This is a genomic window from uncultured Amnibacterium sp., assembly GCF_964244015.1.
Lineage (GTDB): Bacteria > Actinomycetota > Actinomycetes > Actinomycetales > Microbacteriaceae > Amnibacterium.
In genome coordinates this window covers 1-10,874 of sequence record NZ_CAXTHO010000105.1, presented here as the reverse complement: position 1 = coordinate 10,874, position 10,874 = coordinate 1, and the positions used below count along the sequence as shown (strand labels likewise).

Sequence of the window (10,874 nt, the reverse complement as noted above, 5' to 3'; positions counted from 1 at the left end):
TGTCGAGGCCGTAGGCGAGCGCGGCGGCGGTCGGCTCGTTGATGATGCGCAGGACGTTGAGCCCGGCGATCTCGCCGGCGTCCTTCGTGGCCTGTCGCTCGGCGTCGTTGAAGTACGCGGGGACGGTGACGACGGCGTCCGTGACGGTGTCGCCGAGGTACTGCTCGGCGTCGCGCTTCAGCTTGCCGAGGATGCGGGCCGAGATCTCCTGCGGCGTGTACTTCTTGCCGTCGATCTCGGTGGTCCAGGACGTGCCGACGTGGCGCTTGACGGACGAGATGGTCCGGTCGACGTTCGTGACGGCCTGACGCTTGGCGGTCTCACCGACCAGCACGTCACCGTCCTTCGCGAACGCGACGACGGAGGGGGTGGTGCGGAAGCCTTCCGCGTTGGCGATGACCGTGGGGTCGCCGCCCTCGAGTACCGCGACCACGGAGTTCGTGGTCCCGAGGTCGATTCCAACGGCACGAGCCATGGGGTTACTCCTTGCGTCGATGTCTGCTGGTCACGACTTGCGTCGTGACGACTCAACTCTAGGAGCACCGAGCGACCGTGTCCAATCGGTCGGACGAACATTGAGTCGCTCATGCTCAAGTCTGAAGCGCGGAGTGGATTCCCGATCCGGACGGTTCCGCTATGCGAGCGCTCGGAACGCCGCGATCAGGATCATGCCGACGCACACCGCACCGACGATCAGCAGGGGCGTCCGCGACTTCCACCCGCGGTCCGGCCCGGTGCGGAGCAGCCACAGCGCGCCGCCGCCGCCGAGCATCCCGCCGATCAGCGCCGGCAGCCCGCTGCCGCCGAGCACGAGGCTCAGCAGGAGGTTGATGCCGATCATCACCAGGATCTGCGTGCGCAGCTGCGGCTCGCTCCAGACGGTCACGAGCAGCGCGGCGAAGCAGCCGAACACGATCGAGGTGAGCCCGGCGCTGTACCCGGTCGTGAGCACCATGGCCGCGCTGCCGACGACGGAGGCGCTCCCCGCGACGAGCAGGAACGTGCGGGTGCCGAGCATCCGCTCGAGCTGGGGTGCGCTGAACCAGAAGAACACCGCGGACAGCGCGAAGAACACGGCGCCCTGCAGGTCGAAGCCGCCTGCGGAGTACACGAGCGGCGCGGTGAGGTACCGCCAGACCTGCAGCTCCGGGAACGGCAGGGGCGAGATGCCGAGCGGCGACGAGACGGCGGCGAGCCACCGGAATGGCACCGACGAGAACGACCCGACGACCCACAGCACGATCGCGGAGCCGAGGATGACGGAGCTCGCGCTGAGGCTCACCCCGCGCGGCGCGAGCAGCGACTGGACGCGCTGCGCCGCGGGCCGGCTGCGGCGCCGCTTCGGCTTGGCGAGCGGGGTGACGGTGTTCGCGGACCGCCAGGACACGCCTCCGGAGGTCTCGGCGACGCACTCGGGGCAGTGCACGCCGACGGGCGCGAGGATCTGGCACTCGGGACAGACCGTCCTGCCGCACCGCTGGCACAGGATCCAGCTCTGCCGGCCAGGATGCCGGTAGCACACCGACGGATCGGTCTCGAGGGCACGCGTTCCGTCGGTCACGAGGATGAATTCTCCCTGATCTCGGGCGCGTCGCCGCGTACGTCCCCTCCCCAACCCGGGGTTAGACCACATTGAGGATCACTCCATGCGTTCGCTCGGGCGCAACCGACGCGAAGCGACCGCGACGGCGATGGCGGAGCCGACGAGCGTTCCCAGCACCTCGACGCCGATCGCACGCCAGGGCAGCGTCAGGCCAAGGTCGATGCCGGCGACTTGAAGCATCATGGCGACGCCCACCACGGCGGCGGTCATCGCGACGAGGAGCACGGTGCCGACTACGGCGCCGAGCTGCACTCCGAGCGCGCTCATCAGCCAGCCCCGTCGCATGCCGAGTGCGCGGAGTCCGGCGAGATTGGGACGGAGTGCACTGGCGGACGCGGCGGCGTAGTACACCAGCAGGAGGGCGCCGATGAGAGAGAGGCCACCGGCGGCGAGAGTGACGGACAACGGTTCCGTGAAGACGTCGGGAGCCTTATAGGCATTGATCCAGCCCGCGTCGAAGCCAACCTCGCCTGGGGCTTCCAACGCCTTCTCTACCTGGGGCGCCGATAGGCCGGTGTAGACGAGGGATCTGCTCCCCACAGGGATTTCCAGCGCTTCTGCCGTCGACGCGAGCATCAGCGCAGACCGCGTCCGATAGCTCGGATCCAGCCCTGTCAACAACTCTGCCGGCAGCTTCACCTGCCTGGTGGGCCCGCCTTCCGTCGAAGGATAGACCTCGAGCGTGAGCTGAGCCACATCGGGAGTCTTCGTGCGCAGTACACCGCCGTTTTCCAGCATTGCTTGTTGCGGCGTTGTGAGTGCGACCGCTGTATAGCGCTCGACGTCCGCCGTCGACCTCAGGACAAGGACAGCCCCGTCCCCAAAGACTGTCTCCGCGCCTGCAGACCGGACCGAGAGGGGGTCGCTCACCCCGGTGAATGCCTCAAACTCCACACGGACTGACTTTTCCGCTGCGCGCGAGTCAGACGGTACCGCGAGCTCGACCTGATGTGGCGGGATAAGTGACTCAGTGGACGCATTGCCCGCGGAGAGAGATGATGTTATGTAGGTGGACAGCCCGAATGAGGTCACGAGCAGCACTCCCACCCCGACGACGACCCAGCCGGACGCGCGGCGGTCGACTCGGAGGCGACGGATCCCCAGTCGGCCTGAGAATGATGTCGGTTCGGTCCGTGTCAGAAGGTCGAGCACGAACGGACCAAGCACCATGACAGCGAGGCCGAACGCCAGCAACGCGAGAAATCTGTCGTCGAACGATTTCGCCTGCGCGTACCGAACGCCGACGAAGACGAGCGCGAGCGCGATGGCCGGTGCCACCTGCCTCAATGTCACTCCCCGCCGGCCGCGCACGACCCGCGACGCTGTGCGTGGAGCACGCCCGAACACCGCGAGACCGACCAGACTTCCGACGAGGGCAGCCAGGATCGCTCGGCTGCCCACTCCAGGAACGTCGACGAGCGGCCCCAGCGTCGAGTTGGCGACGACGTCAAGGATCGGGCGGATCGCGAAGACCAGCACGTAGCCGACAAACAGGCCGATCACAGTTCCCACCACAGTGGCGACGACCACCGCGCCGTGGCCTCCGCGACCGGTACGGGATGCGGGGATACCGATTTTGTGCATGGTCAAGCGGATCCGGGAGACGAAACGGGCGCCGAAGCGGGCCGACAGCACTCCGGCGAGCAGCGGGATCAACAGGGCGGAGAGTTGCACCTCGATGAGTTCGTTGCGTTGCCGAGTCTCCAGCAGTTCTCGACTTTGGATCGCGACGCCGAAGTTGTTTTCAGGCAGAGTTGGGTTCTCGACCGCCTGCCCGAGCGCCTTCCTGATTTTTCCGTTCGCGGGCCCGTCCCAGTACACGTCGACGTTGACGGCCGTGCTGAATCGCTGCGCCTCCTTCTGACTGAGCGAAGCAAGTGCGGCGATACTTCCCGGGGGAACGAGGACCAGGGAACGACTGCGGTGATAGATGTCCCCCATGACCCCGATGACACGGCCCTGGAGCGCTCCGCCGAAGAAGCTGATCGTGGAGCCGAGCGGATACTCCTCGGCGAGAGCTTTCGAGACGGTGAACTCACCGTCGGCGGGCCAGGCTCCACGTTCAAGCTCGTATGCCACCGGGAAGGGGGTGCGCGCCCAGTCGTTCTCCTGCACCCCCGCCTGGAGTCCCGGAGACGCGTCGGGATTCAGTCCGTACATCGAATAGCCGACAGTCGCGTTCGTCGACCCACTGCCGGAGAGAGCATCGACGATGGCGGCTTCCTGCCTCGTTGGGTCGGAACCGATCGGGATGGTGCCCGCCTGCTCAAGAGCGTTGTCGAATCTCCCCGTGAGGACATCGGCCCGCTGAGTGCCGGAGAGCGCAAGAGATTGCAGAATGCCGATGATCAGGATGACGACGACAGCGGCCGCGCTGAGGATTATGCCGCCGGTCCGAACCGGTTTCGCCCGAAGGAAGAATCTCAGCAGGCTGGCGGTCATGCCGGATGCGCCGTCGCAACGACGGCGGCCTGAAGAAGATCATCCGCAACCACGCGTCCATCACGCATCAGGACGACTCGATCGGCGATTTCCCGAGCGAGCGGGTCGTGGGTGGCAACTACCACGGTCACTCCCTGAGAAGCGAGAGACCGCAAGAGGGAGAAGACGGTTCTCGAGTTCTCACTGTCGAGCGCGCCGGTCGGCTCATCCGCGAGGAGCGTGCCGCGACCTCCCACGAGCGCCCGAGCGATACCGACGCGCTGCTTCTGACCGCCAGAGAGTTGGGTCGGCATGCGCCGACCCAACCCTCCGAGACCCACTGCCGCAAGCATCGCTTCTGCCTCGGTCGATGCTTCCCGGTCTGCGATCCCCCTGCCCCGCAACGGCAGCATCACGTTCTCCATTGCAGAGAACTCGGGGATCAGGTTGTGGTCCTGGAACACCAGGCCCACTTCCGTCAACCGCACGTGCGCCCGCGCCGACTCATCGAGCCGACTGATTTCGCGATCGTTCACGATGACATCGCCGGAGTCCGGAACCGACAGACCTGAAATAACATTGAGCAAGGTCGTCTTCCCTGACCCGCTGGTTCCCAGCAACGTTAGAAGCTGGCCAGCCTCGATATCGAACGTCACGCCGGCCAAGGCATGGACGGTTTCGGCCTCCGAGGAATACGCGAGACTCACATCGCAGAGCGAGATCATTGTGCGCGGACGTTACGTCAGCAGGAGCCGTTCGTCTTCCAGGAGGACAGCGTGTCGCGCACGAAGAGCGTCAACTCCGGATCGCGAGTGTGCGACGGCATGTTGCGGCAGGTCCCACCGCCGTTGACGTCGGGGTACCAAGCCGCGTCCGTGTCTGACCGATTCGCCCATGACGACGTTCGGTCCGCCGCCGTAGCCGAGACGTTGCTGATGCCGCCGCCGGGCGGCCTCGAACCGATGTAGCTGTCGTAGCCGGCGTTATCCCAGAGGCAGGTGCGACCGACGGCGCACTCATCGATTGTCGCGAACGCGGCTGGTCCTACGAGGACAGAGCCGACCAGCCCTACCAAGACGAACAGCACCGCTCCTGCCCTGCTCGATGATGTTGCCCTTTTCGCTGACGTGGAGGTTGAAATTCTCATTGACATCTCCGTTGATTCAATTGAGTGACTCTCGGCTTTGAGAGTCACTTGGGGTGCTAGGTAGTCTTGGAAGCGTCTGGCACACCTCGAAGGCTTCTCATAGGTGAGGGGGTCGCGAGGTGCTGAGCCAACCGGCGAGCGGCGGGGACACGCGCGGTTCGATCTCGTGCGCATCGATCGGTCGGCCATGACGAGGAGCCGTCATGCGTCATTTACCTCCGTTCGCGCCTCCTCGCGGGGATCGACGCGACCACTCTGAGATTCACCCCCCGGCATTCCCGCCCGATCCGAACTTGGGCGGGAGCGCATCATGCGCTTCGGTGCCATCGGCACGAGTCGGTTGCGTGCCTTGGACGAGTGCGGGCACTGTCGCCCGCTCACTCGTCCGAACGGCACACACGCGGACGAACGGGGGATCCTGCCGGACACCCCGCGGTCCTACGATTCGGCCCATGACCGCGGTGGCTGCGCCCCCTCCGGCCCGGCTGCTCACGCGCCGGGTGCTCGCCTGGACGGCGTGGGACTGGGGCAGCGCCTCCTTCAACGCCGTCATCACCACGTTCGTGTTCACCGTCTACTTGACGAGCGACGCGTTCACGGGACTGACGGAGGGGGAGCCGGGCTTCCAGGCCGCGAAGGCCGCCCTGTCGAGCGGGCTCGGGTGGGGCATCGCCGTCGCCGGTGTGCTCGTCGCCCTGCTCGCCCCCGTGCTCGGCAAGCGGGCGGACGCGACCGGGCACCGACGGGTGCCCATGGCGATCGCGACCGCGGTGGTGGTCGCCGCGATGTTCGCGATGTTCGCCGTCACGCCCGTGCCGTCCGCGTTCTGGTTCGGCGTGGCCCTCGTCGGCCTCGGCACGATCGCCTACGAGATCGGCGCCGTCAACTACAACTCCATGCTGCTGTCGATCTCGACGCCGCGGTCGATCGGGCGGGTCAGCGCGTTCGGCTGGGCCTCCGGGTACGTCGGCGGCATCGTGCTGCTGATCGTGCTCTACGCGACGCTGATCCCGAAAGGCCCCGAGCTGCTCGGCGATCTCACCGCCGATGGGCTCGGGATCCGGATCTGCGCGCTCGTGTGCGCCGTCTGGTTCCTCGTCTTCGGGCTGCCCGTGATCCTGGCGATCCCGGACGATCCGGGCAGGGGCGGGGCCGCGGCGGGGATCCTCGCGACCTACCGCCAGCTCTTCCACGACATCGCCGAGCTCGGCCGGCAGGACGGCAACCTGCTGAGGTTCCTGCTCGCGAGCGCCGTCTTCCGCGACGGGCTGACGGGGGTGTTCACGTTCGGCGCCGTGATCGCGTCGACCGTGTTCGGGTTCACCTTCGGCGAGGTGCTGATCTTCGCGGTTGCGGCGAACCTCGTCGCCGGCGTCAGCACGCTGATCTCCGGCCGCTTCGACGACCGGTTTGGACCGAAGCCGGTCATCCTCACCTCGCTGATCGGGTTGGTCATCACCGGCACGGGCGTCTTCCTGTTCAGGGACGGCGGCACCGCGGCGTTCTGGGTCGGCGGCCTGCTGCTGTGCCTGTTCGTCGGGCCGGCCCAGACGTCGAGCCGGTCGCTGCTCGGCCGCCTGTCACCGCCGGAGCGCGCGGGCGAGCTGTTCGGCCTCTACGCGACCACCGGCCGCGCCGCGAGCTTCATCGCCCCCGCAGCCTTCGCGATCTTCACCACCGTCACGCACGATCAGGGGTTCGGCATCCTCGGCATCGTGTTGGTGCTGGCGATCGGCCTCGTGCTGATCCTCCCGATCCGAGGCGCGACCTCACCAGCCGAGGGTGCCGGGAGCGCCCTTGAAGGGGCCGACCACCCGTGAGGTGACCCACCCGCCGTAGAAGTCCCCCTCCTGGGGCACGACGACCTCGTAGCCGATCAGGCAGCGGTCCATCTTCGACGGGTACACGGCGACGCGGCCGGCCAACGACTCGTAGCCCGGCCACGGATCCGGGTAGGTCCAGGCGGACCGCACCGCGATCCGGTCCCCCGCCGCGATGGTCAGGTAGTGCGCCATGCCCTTGAACTCGCACATGCTCAGCCCGCCGGCCTCGTGCATCGGCACCAGGAACGCCTCGACCGGCAGGTAGTACACCGGCGGGTGGCTGGTCTCCAGCACGCGGAGGGCGTCGACGGTGTCCACGACCAGGGTCCCGCCCAGCTCGATGCGGACGCGCTCGCTCGACTCCTCCACCGCGGGCGGCCTGGGATAGTCCCAGACCGACTCCTGCCCGGGGCCGGGTTCGACCCGATTCAACCGCTTCGATCGCACGCAACCAGTCTGCGGTCTGACTCGCCGTTTTGTAGGACTGCTGTTCCTACAAAACGGAGGGTCAGGACGCGGAGGCGGACGCGGACGCGACGATGGCGAGCAGGGTGACGCCGAACCCGGCGCCGAAGTTGATCGCGAGGAACCGCCGCCACCCCCGGTTCGCGCGCTCCGCGGTCTCGTCGGTGATCGCGACGAACGGCAGGACCATCGCCAGGTACGGGACAGCCAGCAGGCCGGCGAGCGCCGTCGGCCAGCCCGACAGCGCCGCCAGCACACCAGCGAGGAGGTAGAGCGCCGCAGCCCCCGCCACGGTCGGGCGCGCCCCGAGCACCGTCGCGACCGACGCGATCCCCGCCTCCCGATCCGCGGGGATGTCCTGCACGGCCCCGAACGCGTGGCTCGCCATCCCCCAGCAGAAGAACGCGAGCAGCAGCAGCACCACGGGCGCGTTCGGCGCCACACCGGCAAGCGCGACCGCGTACACGGCGGGGCTGACGAAGTGGGCGGCGGAGGTGACCGAGTCCAGCACCGGCCGCTCCTTGAAGCGGAGGACCGGGGCGCTGTACGCGATGACCGCGAACACGCTGATGGCGAGCACGAGCCAGGACAGGGGGTCGCCGAGCAGCACGAGCACGACGAGGAACGGGACGTTCGTGACGGCCGCGGCGATCAGCGTCGGCCGGTGGAACGCGGGCGCCAGCACCGCCCCCTCCACGCCGCCCTTCCGCGGGTTCCGCAGGTCGGACTCGTAGTCGAAGACGTCGTTGATCCCGTACATCGCCAGGTTGTAGGGGACGAGGAAGTAGGCCGTGCCGATCACGAGCACGAGCGGGTCGACGGGCCGGGAGAGCAGGAGGAAGGCGAGCGCGAAGGGGTACGCCGTATTGATCCAGGACAGCGGTCTGGAGGAGACGAGCAGCTGCCGGATCATCGGGCCCGCCGCCCGCCGAGCAGCAGCCAGAGCGCCGGCAGCGCGAGGGCGGCGACGACGCAGTACGAGAAGTCCTCGATCGGGGCGACCCCCCACCGGACGCCGAGGATGCGGGTCTCGTCGTACGCGACGATCCCGGTGCCGACGATCACGGGGTCGAAGACCGCGGTGAGCGCGACCAGCACCACGAGGCCGATGAGCGCGGGCACCAGCGCACGGCGCCCCGCCCGGGCGAGGACCACGAGCGCCGCGATCGACACCGGCACCGCGACACCGGCGGCGAGCAGGAGGTAGGTGGTCACTCCGCCCGCCGCGCCAGCCGCCGCTCGAGGGCGGTGAACGCCTCCATCGCGGAAAGGCAGAGCAGGATGAGGAAGAACAGCTCTTCGAGGGGTATCTGCGGCGCGAGATCGATGCCGATCAGCAGCCGGGAGCTGCCCTCGAAGAAGATCCCGAGGCCGACGCCCGCGGCGTCCCAGAGGAGGAAGCCGGCGACGCCGACCGCCAGCACGACCGCCGCGCGTGCCGGGGCCGCTCCGAGGAACAGCTTCAGCCTGAGATCGAGGGTCACGAGTCCCGCGATGCACACGAGCAGTGCGACGAGGTACAGACCGGTCACGAACGGACCAGCGGCTCCGGCAGCGGCCCGGGCGTGGTGTCGCCGTGCAGCCGCTTGACGACGAGCTCCGCACTGATCAGGCACATCGGCAGACCGATGCCCGGAATCGTCGAGCCGCCCGCGAACAGCAGCCCGTCGACCTTCGTGCTGACGTTCCCCGCTCGGAACAGCGCCGACTGCGTGAGCGTGTGCGCCGGGCCGAGCGCGGTCCCCTGCCACGCTGCGAGGTCGTCGGCGAAGTCGGCGGGGCCGATCGTGCGGCGGACCTCGATGCGATCCCGCAGGTCGGGCACTCCGAGCCAGCCGGCGATCTGATCGATCGCGCGGTCGGCGATCGCCTCCACCTGCGTCGACCCGGCGCCGTCGATGCCGCCGTGCCCGATGCCGGGGTCGGCGGTGACCGGCACCAGCACGAAGAGGTTCTCGTGGCCCTCGGGCGCGACGTCGTCGGTCGCGCTCGGGCGGCAGACGTAGAGCGACAGCTCGTCGGGCAGCGGCGGGCCGGGCAGGTGCTTCGGCATCACCGCGTCGAAGTTCTCGTGCCAGTCCGCGGTGAACAGCAGGGTGTGATGCAGCAGCTCGGGCAACTCGCCGCGGACGCCGAGCAGCACCAGCACGGCGGAGGGGCCCGGGGTGCGTTTGGCCCACCAGCCGGCGTCGTGGGTGCGCAGCGCCGGCGGCAGCAGCCGCCGCTCGGCGGCCTCCAGGTCCATCGTGCTCACGACGAGGTCGGCCGGCAGCACCTCCCCCGATTCGGTCCGCACACCGGTGACCCGAGGCCGACCGCCGGCCGTGCCCTCCGTCAGGATGCGCGCCGCCGGGGTCCCCGTGCGGACCTCGACGCCGCGTACCTCCGCCTGCCGCCGGACCGCGTCGATCACCGCGGTGATCCCGCCGCGCGGGTACAGCACACCGCCCTCGAGGTCGAGCGTGCTCATCAGGTGGTACATGCCAGGCGTGGAATACGGCGAGCTGCCGAGGAACACGGCGGGGTACTGCAGGATCTGCGCCAGCCGGTGGTCCGTGAACCGCCGTGTGACATAGCGGTGCAGGGACTCGGCGAGCATCGGGACGAGCCGAGGGAGGCCCCTCACGACGTCGCGGACGAGCAGCGGCCTGAGGTCCTGGAAGGTCGTGTACAGGAAGTACCGCTTCGCGGTCTCGTACACCCACTTCGACGAGTCGAGGTAGCGATCGAGCTTCGCACCGGCGCCGGTCTCGAGCCGCTCGGCGAGCGCCAGGTTCCGCTCGCGGTCCGCCGCGATGTCGACGGACTCGGCGGGCCGGTCCCCCTCCGGCTCGAACACGACCCTGTACCCCGGGTCGAGCTGCCGCAGCTGCAGCTCGGCGTCCGCGGTCGTGCCGAGCAGCCGGAAGAAGTGGTCGAACACCTCCGGCATCAGGTACCACGAGGGTCCGGTCTCGAACCGGTACCCCCCGCTCCGCCACTCCCCGGCGCGACCGCCGACGGCGTCCCGCGCCTCGAGGACCACGACCTCGTAGCCCTCCTCCGCGAGCAGCGCCGCCGTGGCGAGGCCGGAGATGCCGCCGCCGATGACGACCGCGCGGCCCGCTCCTAACGCTCCTGATGCTCCTGACGGGCTCATCGTCGCCTCGGGAGGCGGCCGGCGACGGCGAGCGCGGCGAGGCGGGCTTTGGTGGGGTCGGGTACTCGGATGCGCGTCGTCCTCAGGGTGTCGGCGGGGGTGGTTCTGATGCGGTCGGCGAGCTCGGCGAACAGGCCGTGGGCCAGTGCGACCGCTCGCCGGGGTCCGCGCTCGAGCAGCGGCAGCGAGGCGGCAGCGGCGTCGAGATCGGCGTCGATGTCGGCGAGCAGACGCGTCTTCGTCGCCTCGTCCAGGTGCGCGACGTCGACGCCGGGG

The 10,874-nt window shown here is 68.8% G+C and carries 11 protein-coding genes and 1 pseudogene; 1 reads left to right on the top strand and 11 read right to left on the bottom strand.

The features are described 5' to 3' along the window. From ACFE67_RS11665 to ACFE67_RS11645, 5 genes are all read right to left on the bottom strand, one after another. The coding region (locus ACFE67_RS11665) for an Hsp70 family protein (protein ID WP_375407048.1) at nucleotides 1-475 on the bottom strand (475 nt) is incomplete at its 3' end. A 159-nt stretch (nucleotides 476-634) separates the two neighbouring features. Further along, nucleotides 635-1,561 (bottom strand): rhomboid family intramembrane serine protease, encoded by a 927-nt coding sequence (locus ACFE67_RS11660; RefSeq protein ID WP_375407047.1) that lies wholly within the window; start codon nucleotides 1,559-1,561, stop codon nucleotides 635-637. 78 nt (nucleotides 1,562-1,639) lie between these two features. Beyond that, on the bottom strand, nucleotides 1,640-4,045 hold the full coding sequence (locus tag ACFE67_RS11655; RefSeq protein ID WP_375407046.1) for a hypothetical protein: 2,406 nt from the start codon (nucleotides 4,043-4,045) through the stop codon (nucleotides 1,640-1,642). Then, nucleotides 4,042-4,749 (bottom strand): ABC transporter ATP-binding protein, encoded by a 708-nt coding sequence (locus tag ACFE67_RS11650; RefSeq protein ID WP_375407045.1) that lies wholly within the window; start codon nucleotides 4,747-4,749, stop codon nucleotides 4,042-4,044. The genes ACFE67_RS11655 and ACFE67_RS11650 overlap by 4 nt, the downstream gene beginning before the upstream one ends. A gap of 17 nt (nucleotides 4,750-4,766) precedes the next feature. Further along, on the bottom strand, nucleotides 4,767-5,111 hold the full coding sequence (locus ACFE67_RS11645) for a peptidase inhibitor family I36 protein (protein WP_375407044.1): 345 nt from the start codon (nucleotides 5,109-5,111) through the stop codon (nucleotides 4,767-4,769). A gap of 512 nt (nucleotides 5,112-5,623) precedes the next feature. On the opposite strand from ACFE67_RS11645, the gene ACFE67_RS11640 reads away from it, so the two are divergent. Then, entirely contained in the window at nucleotides 5,624-6,991 is a 1,368-nt protein-coding gene (locus ACFE67_RS11640) for an MFS transporter (protein ID WP_375407043.1), read from the top strand. On the opposite strand, the gene ACFE67_RS11635 is transcribed toward ACFE67_RS11640, so the two are convergent. From ACFE67_RS11635 to ACFE67_RS11610, 6 genes and pseudogenes are all read right to left on the bottom strand, one after another. Then, entirely contained in the window at nucleotides 6,941-7,441 is a 501-nt protein-coding gene (locus ACFE67_RS11635; RefSeq protein ID WP_375407042.1) for a DUF427 domain-containing protein, read from the bottom strand. The genes ACFE67_RS11640 and ACFE67_RS11635 overlap by 51 nt on opposite strands. Before the next feature lie 61 nt (nucleotides 7,442-7,502). Continuing rightward, nucleotides 7,503-8,372: a prenyltransferase gene (locus tag ACFE67_RS11630; RefSeq protein WP_375407041.1), complete on the bottom strand. Its 870-nt coding sequence runs from the start codon at nucleotides 8,370-8,372 to the stop codon at nucleotides 7,503-7,505. Next, nucleotides 8,369-8,674, bottom strand: a complete 306-nt coding sequence (locus ACFE67_RS11625) for a lycopene cyclase domain-containing protein (protein ID WP_375407040.1) — start codon at nucleotides 8,672-8,674, stop codon at nucleotides 8,369-8,371. Before ACFE67_RS11625 ends, ACFE67_RS11630 begins: the two co-directional genes overlap by 4 nt. Then, the gene (locus ACFE67_RS11620; protein WP_375407039.1) at nucleotides 8,671-8,991 is read right to left on the bottom strand and encodes a lycopene cyclase domain-containing protein; all 321 of its coding nucleotides are present in this window, start codon (nucleotides 8,989-8,991) and stop codon (nucleotides 8,671-8,673) included. Before ACFE67_RS11620 ends, ACFE67_RS11625 begins: the two co-directional genes overlap by 4 nt. After that, nucleotides 8,988-10,598, bottom strand: a complete 1,611-nt coding sequence (crtI, locus tag ACFE67_RS11615; RefSeq protein ID WP_375407038.1) for a phytoene desaturase family protein — start codon at nucleotides 10,596-10,598, stop codon at nucleotides 8,988-8,990. The genes ACFE67_RS11620 and crtI overlap by 4 nt, the downstream gene beginning before the upstream one ends. Next, a pseudogene (locus ACFE67_RS11610) lies at nucleotides 10,595-10,874 on the bottom strand (phytoene/squalene synthase family protein); the annotation flags it as partial. The pseudogene ACFE67_RS11610 and the gene crtI, both read right to left, overlap by 4 nt.

Bases quoted from the DNA above. Each gene is read 5' to 3' on its own strand.
- ACFE67_RS11655 (WP_375407046.1), bottom strand. From the start codon at position 4,045: ATGACCGCCAGCCTGCTGAGATTCTTCCTTCGGGCGAAACCGGTTCGG.
- ACFE67_RS11650 (WP_375407045.1), bottom strand. From the start codon at position 4,749: ATGATCTCGCTCTGCGATGTGAGTCTCGCGTATTCCTCGGAGGCCGAA.
- ACFE67_RS11640 (WP_375407043.1), top strand. From the start codon at position 5,624: ATGACCGCGGTGGCTGCGCCCCCTCCGGCCCGGCTGCTCACGCGCCGG.
- ACFE67_RS11630 (WP_375407041.1), bottom strand. From the start codon at position 8,372: ATGATCCGGCAGCTGCTCGTCTCCTCCAGACCGCTGTCCTGGATCAAT.
- crtI (WP_375407038.1), bottom strand. From the start codon at position 10,598: ATGAGCCCGTCAGGAGCATCAGGAGCGTTAGGAGCGGGCCGCGCGGTC.